This window comes from Borrelia turcica IST7 (assembly GCF_003606285.1).
Classification (GTDB): domain Bacteria; phylum Spirochaetota; class Spirochaetia; order Borreliales; family Borreliaceae; genus Borrelia; species Borrelia turcica.
This window is the reverse complement of the sequence record NZ_CP028884.1, coordinates 771491-796838: the sequence shown is the minus strand read 5'-3', so window position 1 is coordinate 796838 and position 25348 is coordinate 771491. Positions and strand designations below refer to the sequence as shown.

21 protein-coding genes and 1 other RNA gene are annotated in these 25348 nt (G+C 30.3%); 5 read left to right on the top strand and 17 right to left on the bottom strand.

Going from position 1 to position 25348, the window contains the following annotated elements; translation table 11 throughout:
• Positions 1-3 precede the first annotated feature (3 nt).
• From DB313_RS03820 to DB313_RS03805, 4 genes are all read left to right on the top strand, one after another.
• The gene (locus tag DB313_RS03820) at positions 4-402 is read left to right on the top strand and encodes a ParB N-terminal domain-containing protein (RefSeq protein WP_120104499.1); all 399 of its coding nucleotides are present in this window, start codon (positions 4-6) and stop codon (positions 400-402) included.
• 37 nt (positions 403-439) lie between these two features.
• Positions 440-2014 carry a glucose-6-phosphate isomerase gene (locus DB313_RS03815; protein WP_120104498.1) on the top strand — a complete coding sequence of 525 codons (1575 nt, stop codon included), beginning with the start codon at positions 440-442 and terminating at the stop codon, positions 2012-2014.
• Between the two features lie 86 nt (positions 2015-2100).
• A complete protein-coding gene (locus DB313_RS03810) occupies positions 2101-3501 on the top strand; it encodes an L-cystine transporter (RefSeq protein ID WP_120104497.1) in 1401 nt (466 codons plus the stop codon).
• Positions 3498-4829, top strand: a complete 1332-nt coding sequence (locus DB313_RS03805; protein ID WP_120104496.1) for a CoA-disulfide reductase — start codon at positions 3498-3500, stop codon at positions 4827-4829. Before DB313_RS03810 ends, DB313_RS03805 begins: the two co-directional genes overlap by 4 nt.
• A gap of 216 nt (positions 4830-5045) precedes the next feature.
• Here the strand turns inward: DB313_RS03805 and DB313_RS03800 are convergent, their stop codons facing one another.
• Genes DB313_RS03800 through DB313_RS03785 form a run of 4 tightly spaced genes read right to left on the bottom strand, consistent with a single transcriptional unit; the run spans position 5046 to position 9518 of the window.
• Positions 5046-6389, bottom strand: coding sequence for an ATP-dependent 6-phosphofructokinase (locus DB313_RS03800; protein ID WP_120104495.1), 1344 nt, complete (start codon positions 6387-6389; stop codon positions 5046-5048).
• Positions 6390-6425: 36 nt separating this feature from the next.
• Complete coding sequence (locus DB313_RS03795; protein ID WP_120104494.1) at positions 6426-7397, bottom strand: MinD/ParA family protein; 972 nt, start codon at positions 7395-7397, stop codon at positions 6426-6428.
• A gap of 11 nt (positions 7398-7408) precedes the next feature.
• A complete protein-coding gene (locus tag DB313_RS03790) occupies positions 7409-8191 on the bottom strand; it encodes a potassium channel family protein (protein WP_120104493.1) in 783 nt (260 codons plus the stop codon).
• A gap of 7 nt (positions 8192-8198) precedes the next feature.
• Complete coding sequence (locus tag DB313_RS03785; RefSeq protein WP_120104492.1) at positions 8199-9518, bottom strand: TrkH family potassium uptake protein; 1320 nt, start codon at positions 9516-9518, stop codon at positions 8199-8201.
• 84 nt (positions 9519-9602) lie between these two features.
• Between DB313_RS03785 and cyaB the strand changes: the two genes are divergently transcribed.
• Positions 9603-10124, top strand: a complete 522-nt coding sequence (cyaB, locus tag DB313_RS03780) for a class IV adenylate cyclase (protein ID WP_120104491.1) — start codon at positions 9603-9605, stop codon at positions 10122-10124.
• Here the strand turns inward: cyaB and DB313_RS03775 are convergent.
• From DB313_RS03775 to dnaG, 13 genes are all read right to left on the bottom strand, one after another.
• Positions 10101-11534 (bottom strand): hypothetical protein, encoded by a 1434-nt coding sequence (locus DB313_RS03775; RefSeq protein ID WP_120104490.1) that lies wholly within the window; start codon positions 11532-11534, stop codon positions 10101-10103. The two genes, cyaB and DB313_RS03775, sit on opposite strands and share 24 nt — an antisense overlap.
• A complete protein-coding gene (pgsA, locus tag DB313_RS03770; RefSeq protein ID WP_174220851.1) occupies positions 11524-12138 on the bottom strand; it encodes a CDP-diacylglycerol--glycerol-3-phosphate 3-phosphatidyltransferase in 615 nt (204 codons plus the stop codon). Before pgsA ends, DB313_RS03775 begins: the two co-directional genes overlap by 11 nt.
• Positions 12139-12148: 10 nt before the next feature.
• Positions 12149-13900, bottom strand: coding sequence for a threonine--tRNA ligase (gene thrS / locus DB313_RS03765; protein WP_120104488.1), 1752 nt, complete (start codon positions 13898-13900; stop codon positions 12149-12151).
• Between the two features lie 154 nt (positions 13901-14054).
• Positions 14055-15374, bottom strand: coding sequence for a rod shape-determining protein RodA (rodA, locus tag DB313_RS03760; RefSeq protein ID WP_120104487.1), 1320 nt, complete (start codon positions 15372-15374; stop codon positions 14055-14057).
• A 6-nt stretch (positions 15375-15380) separates the two neighbouring features.
• The gene (gene mrdA / locus DB313_RS03755) at positions 15381-17180 is read right to left on the bottom strand and encodes a penicillin-binding protein 2 (protein ID WP_120104486.1); all 1800 of its coding nucleotides are present in this window, start codon (positions 17178-17180) and stop codon (positions 15381-15383) included.
• 1 nt (position 17181) lies between these two features.
• Positions 17182-17664, bottom strand: coding sequence for a rod shape-determining protein MreD (locus DB313_RS03750; RefSeq protein WP_120104485.1), 483 nt, complete (start codon positions 17662-17664; stop codon positions 17182-17184).
• Positions 17661-18506: a rod shape-determining protein MreC gene (gene mreC, locus DB313_RS03745; RefSeq protein WP_120104484.1), complete on the bottom strand. Its 846-nt coding sequence runs from the start codon at positions 18504-18506 to the stop codon at positions 17661-17663. Before mreC ends, DB313_RS03750 begins: the two co-directional genes overlap by 4 nt.
• Before the next feature lie 2 nt (positions 18507-18508).
• Positions 18509-19558, bottom strand: a complete 1050-nt coding sequence (locus DB313_RS03740; protein WP_120104483.1) for a rod shape-determining protein — start codon at positions 19556-19558, stop codon at positions 18509-18511.
• Between the two features lie 10 nt (positions 19559-19568).
• Complete coding sequence (locus DB313_RS03735; protein WP_120104482.1) at positions 19569-20534, bottom strand: tetratricopeptide repeat protein; 966 nt, start codon at positions 20532-20534, stop codon at positions 19569-19571.
• A 17-nt stretch (positions 20535-20551) separates the two neighbouring features.
• Positions 20552-20893, bottom strand: an RNA gene (gene rnpB, locus DB313_RS03730) — RNase P RNA component class A.
• A 12-nt stretch (positions 20894-20905) separates the two neighbouring features.
• Positions 20906-21664, bottom strand: coding sequence for a zinc ribbon domain-containing protein (locus DB313_RS03725; RefSeq protein WP_120104481.1), 759 nt, complete (start codon positions 21662-21664; stop codon positions 20906-20908).
• A gap of 10 nt (positions 21665-21674) precedes the next feature.
• Positions 21675-23573, bottom strand: coding sequence for an RNA polymerase sigma factor RpoD (rpoD, locus tag DB313_RS03720; RefSeq protein WP_120104480.1), 1899 nt, complete (start codon positions 23571-23573; stop codon positions 21675-21677).
• Positions 23566-25344, bottom strand: a complete 1779-nt coding sequence (gene dnaG / locus DB313_RS03715) for a DNA primase (protein ID WP_120104479.1) — start codon at positions 25342-25344, stop codon at positions 23566-23568. The genes rpoD and dnaG overlap by 8 nt, the downstream gene beginning before the upstream one ends.
• Positions 25345-25348: the final 4 nt, after the last annotated feature.

The window sequence follows — 25348 nt, the reverse complement described above, 5'->3', positions numbered from 1 at the left end:
ACAATGTTAATAGACTTAGAACAAATAAAAATAAAAGGCAGAATCAGACAAAATATAGGAGATACAACAACTCTTAAAGAAAGCATAAAAAAGCATGGCTTAATTTATCCAATAATAATAGACAAAAACAAAAATTTAGTAGCAGGATTTAGAAGATATCAAGTTTTAAAAGAACTTGGTTACAAAGAAGTTGAAGTTAAGGTAATACCCATAGAAGATAAAAAAACTCTACTTGAAATTGAACTCGATGAAAATAATGCTAGAAAATCATTTACAAGAAGTGAATCAAATGCTGGAGAAGAGCAACTAAAAATTTACTCAGAAAAAAATATAATAATAAAATTTTTAAAATTTATTATTTTAAAACTAAAAAAATTCTTTAAAAGAACAAAAACACACTAAAATTTAAATTATATAACAACATTATTGGAGGAAATTTATGCCCAATTACCAAAATCTTAATAAACTTAAAAATTTTCAAGCGCTAACAAAAATCAACCCCGAAGTACTAAGTCAAACTTTAAGTTCAGATAGAATAAAAAACTACGATATTAAAATAGACGGTAATAATGTACATTACAACTATGCTACAAAACAAATTAATGAGGCTCATCTAAAAATATTTCAAAATTTAAGTGATGAAGCAAACTTAATAGAAAAATATAAAGAAATAATTGATGGGAATAATATTAACATCAGTGAAAACAGAAAAGTTTTACACCATTTAACAAGAGGCCAGCTGGGTACAGAAGTAACAGAGAATAATGAAAATATGCGAGAATTTTTTAACAGAGAGCTTAAAAGAATTTTCGAATTTGCAAAACAAGTTCACAATGGGTCAATTAAAAGCATAAAAGGCAAGACATTTAAAAATGTGGTACAGATTGGTATTGGTGGTTCAAGTCTTGGTCCAAAAGCACTATATACAGCAATTAAAAATTATGCTAAGCAGAAAGACTTACATCTAATGAAAGCTTATTTCATTTCAAATGTTGATCCAGACGAATCTGAAGAAGTTTTAAGCGAAATAGACCTTAATGAGACTCTATTTATTATAGTATCAAAAAGCGGAACAACACTAGAAACTGCCTCTAATATGCAATTTTTAATTAAAAAATTAGAAGATAATGGCATTACAGAATACCAAAAACAAATTATAATCATTACCTCAAAGGGAAGTATGCTAGCACTTGAAAAGGGATATCTTGAATACTTCTTTATGCACGATTCAATTGGTGGAAGATTTTCACCAACATCCGCCGTTGGAATTACTCTTATTACTCTTTGCTTTACAGAACATGTTACAAAAGAAATATTGCAAGGAGCTCATGAAGTTGATAAGAGAGCATTAAACAAAAACGTAAGAGAAAATGCGCCTCTTCTGGCAGCTCTAATTAGCATATACGAAAGTAATATACTTAATTATAGTAGCAATTGTATTGTTGCATACTCAAAAGCAATGGAAAACTTTTATCTTCACTTACAACAACTTGAAATGGAAAGCAATGGAAAAAGCGTAAACCGATTTGGAGAAATAATAGATTATAAAACAGTCAGAATCATTTGGGGAGGAATTGGCACAGATGTGCAACATTCATTTTTCCAAATGCTTCACCAAGGAACAGAAATTGTACCAATGGATTTAATTGGGTTTAGTGAATCTCAACTAAAGAAAGATGTAATTGTAGAGGGAACGTCAAACAATGACAAGTTAAAAGCAAATTTAATAGCTCAAATCATTGCATTCTCTCAAGGTAAAGAAGACATAAACAGAAATAAAAACTTTGAAGGAGGGAGACCTTCATCATTAATATATTCAAAAGAACTTACTGCTTATGTAGTGGGTGCACTACTAGCTCACTATGAAAACAAAGTAATGTTTGAAGGCTTTTTACTTAACATAAATTCATTTGACCAAGAAGGAGTTCAACTTGGGAAGATAATTGCAACTCAAATCCTAAATAAAAATGATATCAAAAACGAAATAATAACATCTTACGAGAACTTACTGTAATGATAAAAATTTAGAAAGATTTTAAAAAAATATTATAATATCATTATTATTAAACAATTATTTAAGTTTAGATATAAGAGGCAAAAATGAATATAAGAATAATATACACATTATCAAACATAGTGATTATGTTTGGTCTACTAGGACTACTCTATTTTTTTCATAAAAAACATATCTCATTTACAAAAAGAATATTTATAGCGCTAGGTCTAGGATTAATTTTTGGTATGTCTATGCAATATTTTTATGAATCAGAGCCTATGATAATAAAAGAAAGCGTTAAGTGGATTAATATTTTAGGAACTGGTTATGTAAGACTTCTTAAAATGATTGTAATACCTCTCATAATTGTCTCAATAATATCTGCAATAATAAAATTAACAAACACCCAAGATGTTTGGAAAATGAGTTTATCTGTAATATTAGTACTTGTATTTACAGCAGGAATTGCATCCATAATTGGAATTTACACATCCTTATTCTTTAATTTAACAGCAGAATCACTTCAATTTGGTGAAGATGAAATTGCATATGGAAAAAATTTAAACCAAGGTCTTGATCGACTAAACCATACTTCAATTACACAAAGACTATCAGAACTTATTCCTGAAAACATATTTGAAGACATGGCAGGAATGAGACCAAGCTCAACAATTGGAGTAGTAATATTTGCTGCTTTAGTAGGCATAGCTGCTCTTAGAGTTTCAAGGAAAAAACCAGAATCAATAGAATTTTTCAAACAAATAATGGCAACAGCACAAGATTTAACTTCAGGAATACTAGTTTTAATTTTAAAGTTAACACCCTACGCCATATTAGCAATGATTACAAAAATATCGGCAACAAGCGATATTTCAAGCATAATGAACCTTGGAAAATTTGTACTTGCTTCTTATGTTGCTATTGGTATTACCATTTTAATGCACATGACATTAATTGCCCTTAATAGACTAAATCCAATTACTTTCATTAAAAAAGCATTTCCTGTTTTAACATTTGCATTCATATCTCGTTCTAGCTCAGCAACAATACCTGTTAATGTAGAAGTACAAACTGAACAATTAGGAGTTAGCGAAGGTATTGCTAATCTTTCTAGTTCATTTGGAGCTTCAATCGGACAGAATGGTTGTGCGGCACTCCATCCTGCTATGTTAGCAATAATGATTGCCCCTACTCAAGGGATAAATCCAACAGATCCCTCATTTATACTTCAACTCATAGGAATAATAATAATAACCTCATTTGGAGTAGCTGGAGTCGGAGGAGGAGCAACAATGGCATCTTTAATGGTTCTCTCTTCAATGAATCTACCTGTAGAACTAGTTGGACTTTTAATATCTATTGAACCTCTAATTGATATGGGGCGAACATCTGCTAATGTAAGTGACTCAATGGTTGCAGGAGTAATTACGGCAAAAAATCTAAATCAATTAGACATCAACATTTACAACAACAAAAATAAAATAGAAAATAAGGAATTTGAATGAAAATAATCATTATCGGAGGCACTGCTGCGGGTACAAGTGCTGCTGCTAAAGCAAAAAGAATAAATAAAGAATTAAATATTACTATTTATGAAAAAACAGATACTACATCTTTCGGAGCTTGTGGACTACCGTACTTTATTGGCGGATTCTTTGATGATGCAAATAAAATGATAGCTAGAACACCTGATGAATTTGAGCAAAATGGAATATCTGTATGTACCAGACATGAAGTTATTCAAGTAGACATCAAAAATAGTACTCTTAAAGTTAAAAATCTAAAAACTGGGGAAATATTTAATGATACTTATGATAAATTAGTGATTGCAACAGGAGGTAACCCTATTATTCCTCCTATTAGTAATATCCAACTAAGTAATTTTTATACACTAAGAAACATGCAAGACGGAAAAGAAATAAGAGAACTCTTTAAGAAAAAAGAAATAAATGACATAGCAATCATTGGAGCTGGATATATTGGAATTGAAATGGTAGATGCCGCTAAAAATAGAGGGAAAAATGTAAGAATTATTCAACTAGATAAGCGAATACTTATTGAATCATTTGACAAAGAAATTACTAATATAATGGAAGAAGAACTAATTAAGAACAACGTTTTACTCCATACAAATGAATTTGTAAAAAGTTTAGTAGGAAAAGAAAAAGTTGAAGGCATCGTTACAAACAAAGGTGAATATAAGGCAGACCTTGTAATTCTCTCTACGGGAATACGTCCTGCTACTGAATTTTTAGAAGGACAACTTGAGACTTTTAAAAACGGTGCTATAGTTATTAATGAATATGGCGAAACTAGTGTAGCGAATGTTTTCTCTGCAGGAGATTGTGCTACAGTATACAATATTGTAAGCAAGCAGAATGATTATATTCCTCTTGCAACAACAGCTAGCAAAATAGGCAAAATAATAGGTGAAAATTTATCAGGACAACGCGTTTCTTTTAAAGGAACGCTAGGGTCCGCATCCATTAAGGTTTTGTCTCTTGAAGCAGCAAGGACTGGTCTTACGGAAGAAGCCGCTTTAAGGCTTGGTATAAAATATAAAACAGTATTTATAAAAGATAAAAATCACACAAATTATTACCCAACACAAGAAGACCTATACATTAAGTTAATCTACAATGAAGAAACAGAAGAAATAATCGGAGCACAAGCGATCGGAAAGAACGGAGCCGCTTTAAGAATGCATGCACTATCTCTTGCAATTTATTCAAAAATTACAACAAAGGAACTTGGAATGCTAGATTTTGCATATTCACCTCCTTTCTCAAAAACTTGGGATGCTCTAAATGTCGCGGGTAACGCAGCAAAGTAAATATAAAAAAGGACCTTGCAAAACGGTAAGCCCCTTTTTATGCTAAACGGACTGGTTCTTATCAATAAGAAGTAAGAATCCTACTCATGGTACTCAAGATTAATAAAAAAGAAAATCAACATTCAAAAATAGGTAAAATAATAGAAAAGGTCTTATACAAGCAAGACCTTTTAGTCCAGCCCACACACGTTTTATCAAATCTGTTAGATTTTTATCTTAGTTCTTCATACTAAATGGCTGACCAGTACTTGCAAGAACATCTCTCCAAAAAGAACCATTTATATTAACTTTATTTCTGTCAATTACTGCCATTTCTATTGGGATATGCACAAATTTTGTACTCCACAAGCTAACTAATAATTTTGTTTTCCCCGCCATAGCAGCATGAACAGCATTTGAGCCAAGGCGAGCACAATAAAGAGAATCACTAGCATTAGCTGGTGAACTTCTAATAATATAACTAGGGTCAATATACTTAAGAGTGATTGGAATATTTTTAACCTTAAAATACTCTGTAATCTTATCTTTAAGGTAAAGCCCAATATCCTCATAAAGCAAATTACCAGAATCATCTCTTCTGCGACTACTAGGATCAAAATATTTTTGTCCCGCTCCTTCTGCTATTAATATTACTGCATGAGGTATTTCATCTAAACTCTCTTTTTCCAAAAGTCTCCTCTCAAGATGCGCAAGAAATCCATTAGGGCCTTCAATGTCAAAATCTAACTCTGGTATTAAACAAAAGTTAACATCATTCGAAGATAAAGCAGTATAAGCAGCAATAAACCCAGAATCCCTACCCATAACCTTAACAAGACCAATTCCATTATAAGCACTATTTGCCTCAAAATGTGCACCAGCAACAGCAGAAACTGCCTGCTCTACTGCTGTTTCAAATCCAAATGATTTTTGAACAAACATAAAGTCATTATCAACTGTCTTAGGTATTCCCACAACAGCAATTTTTAAATTTCTCCTAGCTATCTCCTCAGCAATTAAAATAGAACCCTTCTGTGTTCCATCTCCACCAATATTAAAGATCATATTAATATTCATTCTCTCTAAAGTATCAACTATTTCAACAGGTTTAATTCCTCCCCTTGAGGAACCAAGTATTGTACCGCCAAACTGATTAATATCATCCACTATATCCGGATTAAGTTGAACAAAAGGCGAGTTAGACTCTGGTAAAAGCCCTTGATACCCAAATTTAACACCATAAATATTACGAACTCCGTACACTTTCCATAATGTCCTCACAATGGAACGAATAACATCATTAAATCCAGGACAAAGCCCCCCACAAGTAGTAATAGCCGCCTTAACATGTTTTGGAATAAAATATATCTTATCTCTAGGTCCAGCTTTCTCTAAAAGAATATCTTCATATTTATCACAACTTTCTTCATTTTTATAAACACTAAATCTAATTTTATTAATCTCATTAGCAAAATGAACATGACTTTCACTAGCATAAAAATTAATTAAAGGATTATTTTGTTTACATTCTCCTAAACTTTCTATTCTAAAATCTAATTCCTTATCCTTAATCCTATACATTATATTATTCCTCCATCATAAATCATTATAATTCAACTAGTTTCTAATAAATTGACTTTGATCCTTAATCATATCGTATATGTCGTCATAAATATAAGGCGACCCTTCAAGAGGAGACTTAATCAAATTGTTCGCAATAAACTCGAAATACTTATTGAGTTTTGAATTTTTATCAAAATCAATAAATGGAATTCTATTATTAACAGATTCTCTAAAACTCTTTGCAAATGGAACAAATCCAATAAATTCTATTGGTATATTAATATTATTCTTAACCACATTTATTAAATTTTCACACATACCTATTTCTTCACTAGACTCTATTCTATTAAGCACAACTCTAGGGTAAAAATTATTCATCATCTTTTTTACCTTAAGAGATGAACTTAAAGATATAAGCTCAATTCCTGTAACTAAATCTTTAAACTTAACATTTGCTCCTTCTATTTTTTCTTTAAAGAAATTACTAATATATTCACGCTCAGCGCTCTTTGGGGGAAAACCTAAATACAAAAGACGATAAAGTGCATTTTTTAAAAACGAATATGCATTAAGTATGGAAGGAGTCTCTGGTACAGTAACAATAATACCACTGTAAGCTACCAAATAAAAATCTACCGTATTATAAGATGTTCCTGAACCTAAATCTATGAAAACAAAATCCGCAACAAGATCTCTTTGAATTGAATCAATTATCTTCTTTTTGATAGAAAAAGGAAGATTGGCTGTCCCTGCATAAAGAGCATCCCCTGGAATTAAATAAAGCTTATTATAAGGTGTTTCAACAATTAAATTTGAAAAATTTTTTTCACGCTTATTAATAAAAGACCCTATTCCAACCCCAGTATTTTTAACCCCTAAACATGTATGTAGATTAGAACCACCAAGGTCAAGATCAACTAGTATTACAGTCTTTCCTAAACTTGAAAGTTTATAGCCAATATTTGCAACAAAAGAGGTCTTACCAACACCACCTTTTCCGCTTGCAATAGGAATAATCTTAGTCATCCTAATATCCTTTAATCGCTCTTCTTATCTTTATTAAACTTTTTCATGAAATCAAAAAACCTTAAAACCCCCAACCTCTTAGCCTCTTCCCTGTATGAAGCCCCCTCTTCTTTAGAAGCCGCAATTAAGTCCTTAATCAAATCTTTATTATTTGTAAAATTCTCAATACTATCAGGCTTCCCACAAATCACAATTTTATCATCTTTTAAAAAAAAATAATCACCATCCACAAACTCATATCTAGAATTACTTAAATTTCTAACAGCAATCACAGTAATACCCTTTTCTCTTCTCAAATCAGCCTCAAGAACTGTCTTTCCCACATATTCTTTAGGAATAACAGTTTCAGCAACAATAATATCATACCCAATAATATTATATGTCGAAAGATTGGGAGAAACCAATAATGGAGTTAATCTCCTTGCCGCATCCTTACTTGGAAATATAATTTTTGTAGCTCCAAGGGTTTTTAATATTTCAGCATCATCCCTATCCTCAGTTTTAACACATATTTCTCTCATACCTAAAAGATTACAATAATGAGTAACAAGAGCGCTCTTTCCAAGATCATCATCAAAATCAATAATGACAGCATCCGTATCTACAGGAATTACTTTTTTCAAAGCATTTTTAGTAAATTGATCAAGAATAAAGCTCTCAGTAGCAATCACATCATATTCTTCAACTAACTCTTTTGATGTATCAACAATAATAATTTGACAATCAAGTTTACTCAAATCCTCAAGAAGATGTATGCCTAGGTTACTAAGACCAATAATAACAAATGTTTTCACTCTATATCTAACCCACTAGAATATCTTGTCTTGGCCTTGTAAATTCTTCAAAACGAGATTTCCGTGAAACAAAAATTGCCATAGAAAAAAGACCTATTCTACCTGCAAACATAGTAAAAATTATAATTATTTTACCTAAAAATGACAATTCCTGAGTAACCCCTACTGAAAGACCAACAGTACCAAAAGCAGAAAAAACTTCATATCCTAAATCAATTACCTTCCAATTGCCTCCACCCTCAGTAGCAAGAAGCATAAAGAATGAAAAACATACAATAAAAATAGCTCTTACAAAAAATAAAAGAGCAAACCTTATACTATCAATTGATACTTTATATGAACCTATAATATAGCCATTACCATCTTGTGATTTTATTACTGCAAGTATAATTAAAAAAAATGTAGTTATCTTAATTCCTCCAGCAGTTGAGCCAGGCGCACCCCCAATAAACATAAAGGGTAAAGTAATCATCTGAGTTCTACTTGTAATAACAGAATTCTCAAGATAATTAAACCCTGCTGTTCTTGTACTTATTGAATAAAATATTGAATTTAATATGAGAGTTCCAAGTGAATAACCTTCCTTTATTTTATGAATTTCAGATAAAAAAAATATAATTGCCCCAAAAACAATTAAAAAGAAACTAAAACTAAACACAACTTTAGCATGAAGAGATAGTTTTTTTTTATCTCTAATAGTATTATTAACATCACGATATACCATAAACCCAAGCCCTCCACATATAATTAAAACAGCAATAACAACTATTGCCTCAGGTACATCCCGCCAAGCATAAATACTCTCAGAATGCATAGAAAAACCTGCATTACAAAAGGCTGAAATTACAGTAAATAAAGCCTCAAACAATGAAATCTTAACACCTCGAAGTTTAAAACAAACTAATATTAATATTAGTCCAATCAGTTCAATTAAAAAAGTTACAAGAAGTATACTTTTTAAAATTTTAATGGGATTATATTCAATATTTGAAAGAGAATATTGCTTGATTATCCTGGCATCTGTCATCTTCAACTTACGCTTAGGTATAAGCAAATAAAAGGTAGTAATAGTTATAAACCCAAGACCCCCAAATTGAATTAACAACATGATAACAGTAAATCCAAAAGTAGAAAAATTTTCTATTTCAACAGTAACAAGACCTGTAATACTAACAGCAGATACAGATGTAAATAAAGCATCTATGTATTCCAACTTTTCTTCACCCTTCCAAGCAATAGGTAATGATAATAAGAGAGAACCAAAAAACATAATTAGGATGAAATAACTAAAAAGGAAAAATCTATCACTAAACTCAAACTTCAACATAAAAGCAATAAAGACATAAAAACACTATTTAAAATATAATTATAAAACATTGAAATATTATCACAATTTTACTATTTTTAATACATGTTAGAAATCGAATCTAAAGCCTTCATTCCAAAAAATGAAATTAAAAGAATTTTAAAATTAGCTAATCAAAAATTTAAATTTATCAAAGAAGAACTTAAAGATGATGTATATTATTGCAACACCAAAAAAACAATTAGAATAAGAAAGTTTGATACTTCAACAGAAATTGTAACATTTAAAACCAAAAATTTAGATTCTGATATAGAAGTCAATAAAGAAATTGAATTTAGAGTAGATAATATAAATAATTTTGTATTACTTTTAGAAGAAATGGATTTTAAAATCCTATATAAAAAAACAAAAAAAAGTCTAATTTATAAAAAAGAAAATTTGACTATAGAAATCAATGAAATTAAAAACCTTGGATTCTTCTTAGAAGTAGAAAAAATCATTAAAGATAAAAGTGAATTAGCTCTAGCCAAAACAGAAATTTATGAGATAATAGAATATTTTCAATTAAAAAACAATATTGAAAAAAAATCATATTTTGAACTACTAAGTAATCAACTTAAAATATAAACTCTTAAAATCCAAACTCAAATATGACAATATAAATCCTTCCCCTCCATACTGTTCAACTTTGGGATTAAGAGCAGATTTCTGGAAAATCTCAGATTCATTCAAAAAATACCAATTATTATCATCAAAGTAAATAACCCTAATATTATTGCCATCTTCATAAGCTAAGAACAAATTATTTCTATAGTCTATAATATCACTTCTTATCCCATCTATCTTAATATTTGGACTTATATTATGCCATTTATCACACTTCAAGGTAGATACACTAATAATAGGTCTACCCTTTGTTACATAACTTAAAACAACTTGGTTAGACTTAGTATTAGAAAGAATTTTTATTGAATTTGCCATATTGGCAGACTGCGTATTTGTATTTGCCCAAGTCTTGCCCTTATCAATAATAAATTCAGACTTTATATACTCATCTATTTGATAATTATAAAAAATTCCTAAGAAAGGTTCAGAAATAATACCAATATTTGAAGTGTCAACATTAGCATTTCCCTTAGAAACATAAGAACCCCCAGTACTACCCCAAATATTTCCATATCCTTTATTTGTAACAAAATTTATTTTATATTCTTTTCCAATTTTTCTTAGATAGGCTAAATATAAATTATCTCTCTTATCAATACTAATATTTACCAAAAATCCAATACTATCTCTAAACTTAGGACTAACATCAATCCACTTTCTACTATTAAATTTTTTAACTATAAGTTCTCCAGAAAAATTATCTGTTTCCTTAGTAGTAAAAGCAACATATAACTCTCCTTTAGAATTGATTGCAAAATCAAAGCAAGCAACACCAGTAATATTTTCATTAACAGCAGAGGCTATATCAAACCAACCAATATTTTCAATAAATGCAGAAACTTTAATATTATCACTAGCTTCCATCTGATAGGCAACATAAATATTGCTTTTATATGTTCTTAATATATATTTTTTTAGTTTCAAGTCCAAACGAAAACTTGGTAATTCCCTTAATAGAAAAGTCTTATCTTGCGTTTTTATATTAGATGGTTTTGCTTTCAAAGAAGCATCACTTATTATTGATAAATCTAGATCCGTAAGAGAAAAATTAATACTTACATTTTCAGATGTGATATAGATTACCGCATAAAGAACATCTTTATCTAATTTGATTTTAACATCTCTCTTTCTCACCTTATCTGTCATATACTTCTTCTTTACAACATCATAAATCATGTAAACAAAATCTGATTTTAAAGAACTATCAAAAGTTAAGATATAATTAGAAGACTTGTTAACTTTTAAATAAACACTTCCCTTCCCACTCTTACTTGAAATACTTAAAGGACTTATTTCAGTTAACATTTGCTTTTCTTGAGCATAAGAATAAGAAACAATTATTAACAAAAATAATAATATCTTACTTTTCATACTTTCTGAGATCCAAAAATACCACTACATAGTCAATAAAAGATACAACAACTAAAAAGGCAGATATGGCGTATATTACTCCAATAATAAAAGAAAAATTAAAATTTATGTTTAAAACAAATCCCACATATTTTTCAACCAACACAGTAACTTTCAATTTATCTAAACTATAAAGAAAAAGACTAGCAAATGTTGCAATAGCATAAAATAATGATTTTAATTTACCCGAAAATTTAGCTTGTTGAACTATATTAAATTGGATAATTAAATTTCTAATAAAACCAATAGAAATTTCACGGTACACAAAGATCACAAAAAAATAATACGGAGTAATACCTTTATAAAAGAAAAAAACAAAATATGTTAAGTGTTGTAACACATCTGCATAAGGATCTAAAACCTTTCCCATATTACTAATCAACCCATATTTTCTAGCAATATATCCATCTACAACATCTGTTATTTCATTCAAAATAATTAAAAACCAAATCAAAATTAAAAATAAATAAGGATTCCAAAAATCTTCAAGAAAGAATAAAAATAATATAATGAAAGACAATATAATCCTAAAAAAAGTTACTTTATTTGGACTAATTATACTCATATGATTCAATTTATAAAATTTCCTTACGATTTATCTTTAATTTCACAAATTCAAGAGCTTCTTCAAGGCCAAGTCCATTAATCTGTTCATTAGTTCTAGTTCTAATAGAAACTCTCTCTGTCTCTACTTCTCTCTCTCCTATTATAAACATATAAGGTACTTTTTTCACCTGATATTCTCTAATCTTCGCATTCATTCTTGTATTACAATCATTATCAAGTTTGATCCTAATACCTTCTTTCTTAAATAGAGATAATACTTTAAGGGCATATTCTTCCACAATATTATTTACAGGAATAATTATAACTTGAAGAGGTGCCAGCCACACAGGAAATGCACCACCATAATGTTCTACTAAAATTCCAAAAAATCTTTCAATAGAACCAAGAAGAGCACGATGAATCATAAAAGGTCTCTTGTCCTTACCATCATCTGCCGTATAAGTCATTTTAAATCTTTCAGGAAGATTAAAATCAAACTGAATTGTACTCATCTGCCATTCTCTCTCAAGAGAATCTATTATTTTAAGATCAATCTTAGGCCCATAAAAGGCCCCACCTCCATCATCGATATCATACGAAATATGAAGATCAATTAAGGCCTCCTCTAATACTCTTACAGACATATCCCAATCATCACTGCTCCCTACAGATTTTTCCGGCTTTGTAGAAAGATATGCTTTTAAGTTTGTAAAACCAAATTTATCCCACATATAAAGTGCAAATCTTAAAACCTCTTTAACCTCAGCCTTAACTTGCTCATAAGTACATATAATATGAGCATCATCTTGAGTAAATCCCCTAACGCGCATAGTGCCATGAAGAGCACCTATTTTCTCGTAACGATACACTGTACCAAGCTCAGCCCACCTAAAGGGTAAATCTTTGTAAGAATGCTTCCCTTCATTATAAATTGCAATATGAAACGGACAATTCATAGGCTTAACATAATAATTACTCTTATCCATCTCGATTTTCTCAAACATACTCTCTTTATAAAAATCTAAGTGCCCAGAAGTTTCCCAAAGCCAAGATTTACCCACATGAGGCGTAAAAAGAATATCATAGCCATTTTTAAAATGTTCTTCTCTCCAAAAATCTTCTACTAAAGTTCTTACTCTAGCCCCATTAGGATGAAAAAATATAAGTCCAGGACCTATTTCTTCATGCACAGAAAATAAATCAAGCTCGCGCCCAAGTTTTCTGTGGTCCCTCCTTTTTATCTCTTCTCTTAAGTTAAGATATGCCTTAAGCTCCTTCTCATTATTCCATAAAGTCCCATAAATACGAGTAAGCATTTTATTCTTCTCATTGCCACGCCAATAAGCACCAGCAATGCTAGTTAACTTAAATGCCTTCGGATCAATTTTACGCATATCATCAACATGGGGGCCTCTACAAAGGTCAACGAAATTATGACTCTTATATATCGAAATCTCTTCTTCAATATCAAGGTTACTAATTAAATCTAATTTATAAGGCTGATCTTTAAACAAAACTAAAGCATGTTCTTGGGTAATTACTTCCTTTATAAAAGAACTACCTGTCTTTAAAATTTCTCGCATCTTTTGCTCTATCAATAAAAGAACATCTTCTGTTATATGATTTTCAAAATCAAAATCATAATAAAAACCATCTTTAATTGGAGGACCTATCGCAATTTTAGTATTTGGAAACAATTCAAGTACTGCTTCTGCCATAACATGAGCAACTGAATGCCTCTTTTTATATAAAATACTATCTCTTTCTAACTCTTTACTCATAAAAATACCTTTTCAACCCTACCCTTTGAAATACAAACACTACATCTTGGATCCCTAACAATAACCAAAAATAAATAAAAAAACCCCAAATAAAATATACAAAAAAACTTATTAAAAAAATAGATAAAAAAACAAACACTAATCAATAAAGTATTTAATCCACAGTTACTATAGATTCAATATTAAAATAAAGAGCCATAGCTAAAAAGAAAGTAATACTAGAAGAACCCCCATAAGAGAGGAAAGGCAAAGGTATTCCTGTAATCGGTAAGAGACCTAAACACATTCCAATATTAAAAGAAGTGTGAAAAAATAAAAGGCCCAATACACCCGATAAAACCAAGGACATATACCTATCTTTACTCTTATCCATTATTATTAAAATCTTAAAGAAAATAAAGAAAAATAATATTAAAACTGCACTAACTCCCAAAAAGCCAAACTCCTCAGCAAGAATTGAGAAAATAAAATCTGTACTCTGAGAAGGTACATAGTTTGCATGGGTATAAGGCCCCTTTAAAAACCCCTTCCCAAAAACACCGCCAGAACCAATAGCAATCTTTACTTGATTTAAATTCCATCCAGCTCCCTTAAGGTCAATATTTGGGTCTAAAAAAACTAAAAATCTCTTAATTTGATAAGGCTTCATCATTTTAGAAAGAAACTTAGATGAAAAAGCAGCAATTAATAAAATTGAACTTATAAACATAATATAAAAATAAGAAAGTCTAATGTTCAGATTGTACTTTGAAATAAAAAAGCCTATAACAGAGGCTAAAAACACTAAAATTAATACTAAAAAAGCTATTTGAAAATAAAAATTATTTGAAAAAATTAAATATACTATATTCCCCATATCTGACTTATATTCATACCAAACAGGTAACACTACGAAGAGAAACGAAAAAAATCCTACCAAAGTAAAATACAAAATATAATGTACATCCACACCAGCAAAAAAGGAAATAAATATAAATATACTCAAGTAAACCACAGCAGTTCCAAAGTCAGGTTGTAAAAATACAAGCAAAATAACAGGAGAAATTAAAAGAAAAGCAAAAATAAAAACAAAAATACTACTATCATCCCTCCTACTACTGTAAAATTTAGCAAGAGTTAAAATACTAATAATCTTACCAAATTCTGAAGGCTGTCCTCCTAACCTCCAAATTCCAATCCAAGATTTAGCTCCATTAACAGTAACACCAAAAAGGGCAGTAAAAATCAAAGAAGCTACCAATAAAAAATACAAGGGATAAATCATTCCTTGTATTATCTTAAGATCATATCTTCCTATTATAAAAATCAGCAAAAAGCCACTAAGAACCCATATAGTTTGCTTAACATACTCAATTTTAATCAAAGAACCATTAGAAGTATAGTCACTAGAATATATAAGCAAAATCCCAATAAAAGATATAATTGCCAAACTAATTAATGCCCAAAAATCATAGCCTTTCCTAAAAACCGCCACTTCACTTTACCTAATATACCACGGTCTATATCCTCTAAGGATATCCTCATAACTTTGCTTAGCAAAAATTCCCTGCATCATTAAATCCACAGCTTTAGCAGGCCACATATCAGCATTACTTCTTCCTTCAACCAAACTAAAAACAATAACTTGTTCATTAGAAGTATGATTATAAGGAGCAAGTCCTACAAAAGAACTATTCTCAAATCCAATTACACCAGTTTGACCCGTTCCTGTCTTCCCTCCTACTGCCACAGCCTTAGTAAGGACTGAATTTCTTGCAGTACCATAAGTTATGACACCTCTCATATATTTCTTTAAAAGCTTAAAAGTATTCTTACTAATAAGTTTACTCTTTCTAAGAACCTCTGGAGAATTTTCAAGAACAATCTCATTAGTATTTCCATCCAAAATTCTATTGACAACTCTTGGCTTATAAACAACACCTTCATTTGCAATCATAGCTATCATATTAGCAATCTGAATAGGAGTAGCATTTAAAAATCCTTGTCCTATTGAAAAATTTACAGTATCACCACCCACCCAAGGTTGCTTAAAAGTTTTTTCCTTCCATTCTGGACTTGGAAGAAGTCCAGCTACCTCATTTGGCAAATCAATACCTGTTTTCTCACCAAATCCATATTCTCTTGCATATTTTAAAATTTTCTCGACACCAAGATATTTAAGTCCCAATGTATAAAAATATACATTACATGAATGTGCAATAGCTTCTTCTAAATTAACATACCCATGTCCACCACGCTGCCAACAATGAAAAATTCTATTACCTACCTTAAAATATCCCGGACAATGTATCTTTCTGTCCTTATCAAAAACTTTTTCTTCCAATATTGCGGTAGCCATAACCAATTTAAAAATAGAAGCCGGGGGATAAACTGACTGTACTGCCCTATTTAGAAAAGAATAATCTTCTCTAGAATATTTATTATAAACATCTTTCATTGAATAGTAAGGATAATTATGAAGAGCCAGAATACCTCCCGTTGAAGGTTTTAATACCACTACAGTACCATACCTATCCCCTAAAGTATTTTTGGCAAGCATTTGAATATCTTTATTAATATTTAAAACAATATTATTCCCAGGAGTCATATTCTCTATAATAGAGCCACTATCTATTTTTCTTTCTTTAGAATCTACTCTATATTTAATTAAACCTTCCCTGCCTCTAATATAGCTATCATAAATTTGTTCAATACCCGACTTTCCTATCGTAGAATTATTATCATACCCTTTAACATTGTAGAAAGAACGAAGTTCTCTTTGATTAATCCTACCAACATACCCAATAGGATGAGAATAAGAATCATCCACCAAATAATTTCTTTTAAAAGAATATGACCATAAAAGTGCAGGATAATAACTTCTTTTTTCAGATATTCTAAATAACATTTCCGGACTAAGTTCAACTATTTCTACATCTTTAAGATATCCTCTAGGAGCTTCAATCTTAGAAAAAATAAGTTCTCGATCTATGTTTAAAGTATTTGATAAAAAATCTAGCATCTCGTCTCTATCTTCAAGAGACATACCATAATATTGTTCCAAACTAATTTTTAAAACAAATGCCGTAATATTATTTGCAATAACATTTAAATTTGAATCTAAAATTTCACCTCTTGAAGCATTAATTTTTTCAACTCTAGATAAAAGAACTGTTGCTTCTCTATCGTAAAATAAGTGTTTCCCAATCTGCATCTTAAATAAAGTAAAAAAATATATAAAAAACACCAAAGAAACAAGCAGTAGCCCAAATCTATATCTTTCCTTAAAGATAACCTTCATTTTAATATTCCTCTCTAAAAGTATAAAGATTTCGAGTAAAATAACTTAAGATTGGATACAAAAAATTTATAAATACTATATTTACAATAAGATTAAGATTAAATATTTCATAATTAAATCCTTTAAGATCCACAAAATCTGAAAAAGTCATTGCAACAAACCAAATTATAAATTTTGACAGAACAAAAAATATTGTCATGCTAAGCATACTTTTAGGAATTAAAATCTTAATTTTACCAAGAATATAAAATATTAAAACATAACTAAACACAAAAAACCCAAGTGGCAATCCTGTAAAATACTCCATAATAAAACCATGTAAAATACTCGATATTAAACCTACATTAAAAATAAAATTTAGAGAATTAAAAATTAAAATAATTAAAAATATATCTATTGAAAAAGAAAAATTAACCGCAAAATAATACTGAAAAATCTGACCCAAAAATACGCTAATAATATAATACAGAACAAAAGATATCAATCTTGTATCCTCTTTTCGCCTTTAATCAAAAAAACATATTCCAATTTATCCAAGACCATTATAGGTTCTATTTTAATACTTAAAAGCGAATTATATTCAAGAATATTAAAATGAATAATCTTGCCTATATAAATCCCACCGGGATAATCACTAAACCCAGCGGTAACTACAGAGTCTCCCACTTTTAAATCATTTTCAGCTAATCGATTAACATAGTTCATCTCAAGAGACTCACCATATCCCTTACCTTCAACAAGACCAATAAACTTGCTATTTTGAATTCTTGCAGAGACAAAATTCTCATAACTAGTTAAAGGCAAAATTTTAGCAGTATTTGCATAAACTTTAACAACTTTTCCAACCAAACCACTAAACCCATCTTGATAAGCAACAGCTACCATATCTTTTTGAACACCGTCATTATAACCCTTGTTAATTGCCATTAAAGAAGAAATGTTTGAATAATTTAAATAAATTATTTCAGCTGGAATAAACTCACTAGAATTTGATGAATAAAAACCAAGTTGTTCCTTAAGCCTAGAATTTTCTTGTCTTAATATTTGAACATTTTGAGTAACTATCTCAAGTTGCTGTATTCTTTTCTTATACTCTTCTATTCTCTCGCCATAATCCTTGTATTCATTTATTGCCTTAAAAATACTAGCAATAAAACTAACAAATTCATGCATATTATCTTGAATATATGAATTTAAGGTAAAAACAAAAAAATCATCTTTTCTTTTCTTTCTATGACCACTAGAATCATATACCATAAGAACAACGGCAAGTATTAATATACTTAGTACCTTAACAAAATTCTTGAACTTAACAAGAAACTTCATATCTATTCATTAATAAAACTATATATATTCTTACTAATATCTATCCTATTAGCATAGTCATAAAATAAACCTGCTCCAACAGCTACAGAAAGAAGAGGATTGTCTGCAACATAAACCGGAACTCCTGTTTCTTTTGATAAAAGTCTATTAAGTCCCTTAAGAAGGGCTCCACCGCCTGTTAATATAATCCCACGCTCAACAATATCCGTTGCAAGTTCTGGAGGCGTTGCACCAAGAGTTCTCTTAACCTCATCAACAACGGTACTAATAGGCTCCTTTAAAGATTCTCTTACTTCCATAGAATCAACAATCTGCTTTCTAGGAAGACCCGTAACAGCATCTGTTCCCTTAATATCTATTGTTTCTACCTTCAAATTATGAGTATCTGGATAAACATTACCTATCTTAATTTTTAATTTTTCTGCCGTCTGTTGTCCAATAATAATGTTATGTGCATTTCTCATATACTTTATTATACTCTCATCAAACTCATCTCCACCAGTTCTAATAGCTCTACTTACCACCATCCCACCAAGAGAAATAACAGATATCTCAGTAGTTCCTCCCCCTATATCACATACCATATGGCCTGTTGGCTCAAAAATGGGAATATCCGACCCAATAGCAGCGGCAAGAGATTCTTCAATAACCTTAACTTCACGAGCACCCGCATTCATTGCGCTCTCTTTAACAGCTCTCCTCTCAACCTCCGTAATGCAAGTTGGCACACCTATTACCATCCTAGGTTTAAAAAACAATTTTTTTCGAGAAAAAATATGATTTATAAAATACTTAATCATTTTTTCTGTATTTTCAATGTCAGCAATAACACCATCACGAAGAGGCCTTACTGCCTTAATATTCTCTGGAGTTTTCCAAAGCATCTTCTTAGCATTGCGACCAACAGCAACAACTCTATTACCCTTAGTAACATCAATAGCAACAACCGAAGGCTCACTCATCACTACACCATAATCCTTAATGTAAACCAAAGTATTGCACGTACCAAGATCAATGCCAATATCTATCAAAAAAGACTTAAATAAATTCAAATCAAGCCCCCTAAAAATCTTCTAAGTTAATTCTAAGCCTTTCCCTTGCTTCCTCTAAATAAGGATTAATGCTCAATGCTTCTCTCCAATATTTTCGAGCTTTAGGATAATCTTTATCTCTCTTTCTATATATATCCCCTATTTTAACATAAACATTGGGATTTAAACTATTAATTTTTAAGACTTTATCATAGCAATTAAAAGCTTCATCATAAACGCCCTGATCCAAATATATATCGCCATATAACAAATACACCTTTTGCATCAAATTATCATCGCTTTTTTCACTGTTAAAAGACTCATTCTCTTCTTTTATAAATTTACTTATATATTCAATACTCTTATCAATGTCTCCTATTTTATAATTAATATATGCCAAACTCCAAAGAACAAGATCCGACTTATTCTCGCTATAAGCTTTCATAAAAAACCTTAAACTAGACTTATAATCTCTTAAAAGTTGATAAGAATACCCCAAATATTCAAAAATATCTTCTTTTATACTCATGAAATCAAAATTATTCGAATATAAGGCTTTGTTTAAATATTTAACAGAAAGCTCACTATAATATTCACCCTTATGGGAATAAGCTTTACCTAAAATATAATAAAGCGAACTCATAGGAATATCAGCATTAATTGACATTAAAAACCTTAATCTTTCTATTGAATTATCCAAAAAATGAGTTTTTAAAGAGCTATCATTTAGCATTAAGGAATAATAAAAATACGAAAACCCAAGAAGCAAATTTAGATTAAAATCAAACTTGTTTGTCTTAAGTTCATTCTCAGCATAATCTATTATTTCTTTATATTCCTTATTTTCCCAAAGAACAAGTAAATTTACCTCAGTAGGCCCCGCTCTTAAATAAGAATTGGAAAAGGCTTTAAAATAAGATAAAATATAAAAAATAAAGAAAAAAAGTATTAAAACTACAATCAAATAAAAAATATGTCTTATATACCTTATTCCCATAAAACTCTCTATAAAAATTTAAGTTAATACCCATAAGCCGAGTTCTGTTTTATGTCATCATCTATCTAATTTTTCCATCACTGGAAAAATCATGCAATCCACCCGCAAGTCCTCAAGAGCTAAGAAAACTTGCATACTTGATTTTGCTCCTAATGAGGTTTGTCTTGACCTTATTTATCACTAAATAAGCGGTGAGCTCTTACCTCACCTTTTCACCCTTACCCTAAGGCGGTTATTTTCTGTGACACTCTCTTAAGTTTAAAACTCCTAGGCATTACCTAGCATTACGCTCTTATTGGAGCTCGGACTTTCCTCTTAAAATACCTTAACATAAATTAAGCGATGACTGGGCATTAACTCAAACTAAATTCTTATTCAATAAGATCTGCCAAACTTCCAGGAATCATTCCCAAACCAACTTCAAATTTCTCTTGATAATAAAGTATTCTACTACAATAAGGACAAAACTTAACATCATCTGGCTCACGCCTCACCTTATTTGCAAATTCAACAGGAAGTATCATATGACACCCCTTACAAACATTTTCAACCAAAGGAACAACTCCATTAGATTTATTTCTAATAATCCTCTGAAACTTAAACAAAAAATCCTCATCCATTCGAGAAGCATATTTTTCTTCTTCATTTGCAATATCAAAAAGTTTTTGTTTAATCTCTAAAAGCTCATTTTCAAGATTAGTACTCTCAGTAGCATATATATCTTGTTCTCCCTCAAGTTTACTCTTTATTTCCGCTATTTCTCTATCTACCCTTGTCTTAAGCCCAGTAACATGTGTCATCTTTTTCCTAATGGCAACTTCATCATCAATAATAGTCTGTAATTCTTTCTCAAGAGCCTCATATTCCCTTTGAGTTTTAATACTATCTATTTTTTCCTCTGCTTTAGTTTTTCTTACATTAATGTCTTGAATGCCTAGTTTTAAAGAAGCATCTTCTTTTTGGCATTCTTTAAATTTAATCTGTAATTCATCAAGAGCTCCAATAAGTTCATCAATTTGAGACTTCTTGGATTGCAAATACTTAGGAATATTTTTTTGCCTTTCCTCAAGCTTAAACTTAGCTTTATATATGCCTTCAAGGTTTTTTAATATATCAATATTACTTTCCACAAATCCCCCATTAATTTAAATCTTCTAAATAATCTTTAAGTTTTTGAGTCTTCTTAGGATTTTTAAGTCTCCTTAAAGCCTTTGATTCAATCTGTCTAATCCTTTCCCTTGTAACATTAAAATGAAGTCCAACTTCCTCAAGAGTTAAAGAATATCCATCTTCAAGTCCAAATCTCATCTTAACTACTTCCTGCTCTCTCTCGGGAAGAGTACCAAGAATTGATCTTATTTGATCTTGCAAAACTACAAAAGATGTATGCTTTGCTGGATTTTTTATTGCCTTATCCTCTATAAAATCACTAAGAACAGAGTCTTCCTCTTCTCCAATTGGCGTTTCAAGTGATACAGGTTCCCTTGAAACATTTTTAACAGTCTTAACCTTCTTTAGTTCCCATCCAAGTCTCACTGAAAGTTCCTCATCTGTTGGATCTTTACCCAAAACTTGCACCAAATATCTTGTTTCTCTATTCAATCTATTTATTTGCTCAATCATATGTACAGGAACACGTATTGTGCGTGCCTGATCTGAGATTGACCTTGTTATCGCTTGACGAATCCACCATGTAGCATAAGTAGAAAATTTAAACCCTCTCTTATACTCAAATTTTTCAACAGCCTTAATTAAACCAATATTACCCTCTTGCACAAGATCAAAAAAATGAAGCCCCCTATTAGCATACTTCTTAGCAATACTTACCACAAGTCTTAAATTAGCCTTAATAAGCTGATCTTTAGCATGTTGCATCATCTGCTTACCCTTAAGAATTTCTTCCGACATCCTTATTATTCTATCTATTGGGTACTCATAATACATCTCGATTCTTTCAAGCTCTTTTTGAGCAAGCTGAGCTTCTGTAATTTGCTCCTTAATAAGATCTTCTCGTATATTTAAAGATTTTTCTATCCTCTCCCGTCTCTCAGGAATAGCTAAATCTCTTCCAAGAACCCTAAGATTCCTAATTTTGTCCACCTTTAATCTATCCAATATAGACTTTTGCTGTCTCTTCAAATCCCTTATCTTACTAGCAGAGTCAATATAATCATCTGAAAAAACTCTTAACTCCTCCTGATATAAAGGAACAGATTTAAGCATCTCTTTTATATAAAGCCTTTCATTATTAATACTTTCTTCAAAAATATCTTCCCCAAGTTCATATAATTTATGCTTATTTTCAATATAACTTACTAAACGCTCCTGGAATGGCTTTAATGAAGCTTTATAAAAAGATGTGATTCTTTTTTTTTTGTTATAGTAGTCAGCGTTATTATCCTTTTCTCTTTCCTTCTCTCTTTTAAAAAATTCTTCTCTATCTACTCTTGAATAAATAGCATTAACCAAATTATAATAATTCTCTATAACAAGTCCCTCACTCTTAAGAATGTTTTCAATTATAGATTCACCAGAATCCATTTGTTTTGCAAGCTCAACTTCTTGATCTCCAGTTAACAAAAATTCTTTCCCTATCTCTTTCAAATAAAGCCTTATTGGATCTTCGGTATTGTTATCTTTTAACAACCCACTCTTAATGCACCCTGAAAAATCTTCCTTGTCTAAAATATCATCATCAAATTCTTCTAATTTATCATCAACCTCATCATCACCATCAACAGAATCACCTAAGACCATAAACTGGCTATCCATTTTACTTGACTCTTCTAATTCGGAACTATCACTAACACTAGAGTTCTTAGACTCTACTCTTTCATCAATCAAACTTATTCCCTCATCCTCAAGTATTCCATAAATAAAATCAATGTTTTCCGGCTCCAACATATCTTCTGAAAGCAAAGTAGATAAATCTCCAAATGTAATCTCTTTTCTACCCCTCAAATAATCCAATATGGCTTTTATTACTTTTGAATTCTTCTTTCTAAAGCATTGCAAATCTTTATTTTCTATACTATTCATTCAAATATATCCTTAAACTCTCTCTTTGCATATTCAAAAACATTAATTCTCTTATTTGAGTCTTAGCATCTATTTCCATTAAAGCACTATTTCTGTTCATTTCCCTAAAAGCCAAAACGCGGTCTTCCAATTTTCTTTTTTTAATTGCAAATAAAATTTGCATAACCATCTCATTATCTACTTCAAATTCTATCCTTAACATATCTTCAAAAAAAACTTCACTAACACCATACCTATCTTTTAAAAACTCTTTTAAATTAAGCAATGAAAAAATCTCATTATTATCAAATAAGTTTTCAAAGCACATAAAAACTTTTCTTACATCAATGTCATGTAAATCACTATCACTAATATTACGCCTTATTATATTAAAATAATTAAAGTCTTTCAACAAGGCAATTACTAAATACCTCTCATATGTATTTGGTTGATAAGAATATGTACTTTTCTTAGAGCTCTCAATTGCATTTCTTTCTCTAATATCATAGTAATCTTTTCTTAAGGTCTCAAGTCTAACTCCAACCTTACTCTCTATTTTTTCTAAAAGAATATCTCTTTGAGTATTAGTGCTTGATAAACTTATTAATTTTATAAAGATACCAATCATATGATTTAAATCTGATGTTTTATTTAAATCATATTTAGCAGAATATTTTTCCAAAAGATACTCAAATGCATCACACTTATCACCAACCATACCTCTTAAATAAGATGCCCCCTTACTCTTCAAAACATCTGCAGGGTCAAGTCCATCCTCCATCTTAATTACACTTACATCAATGCCAAAGGGCAAACAAATTTGATATGCCTTAAGCGTAGCTAAAAGTCCAGCATCATCACCATCAAAACATATTATTATTTTATCCGCATATCTTCTAATTAAAGCAAGATGCTCTCTTGAAAAGGATGTACCGAGTGTAGATACCGCAATTCTTACATCAGCTGTAAAAAAAGAAAGAACATCTATATACCCCTCTGTTAATATTACCGACTTATTTTCCTTAATCACAGAAAACCCTTCATAAAATCCATAAAGTAGCTCTCTTTTTTTAAAAGCATCTGTTTCGCTCAAATTGATATACTTGGGACCATTATTTAAGCCTAAACTTCGTCCCCCAAATCCCACCACATTTCCTTTAAAATCTCTGATTGGAAAAATTAATCTACCAGATAAAATTGAAAACTTTTGTTTTTTTCTTGAAAAGAAACCACTCTTGCTCAATATTTCAGCAGAATATCCCTTTGAAATTAAAAAATTATAAAAACTAAATCCACCCTCCACATCACATTTCAAATATCCAATATTAAATAAATTAATAACTTTTTCTGATATACTTCTCTTCCTAAGAATATAATTCAAAACTTCACTATTATTACAAAAAGAAGCCAAAAAAAACTTCACTAACTTAGCATTCAAGCTATATATTTTTGAAATTATTTCCTTATTCTGAATTCCATCCTTAAGCTTAAGAGGTTTCTTAATATCGTCATACGAAATTCCTACTCTACTACATAAAAACTTAACAGCATTATCATAGCTAAATTTTTCAATATCCATCAAAAATTTTATAACATCCCCTCCCCTTTTACATCCAAAACAATAAAAAAACCCCTGAGAAGGATTTACAAAAAAAGAAGCTGTTTTCTCAGCATGAAAAGGACAAAGTCCCTTATAAGATGATCCTGATTTGACTAATTTAACTCGTTCACCTATAAAATCCACAATATCTACTCTATTTCTGATCAAATCTATAACTTTAGCATGTTCCATATTT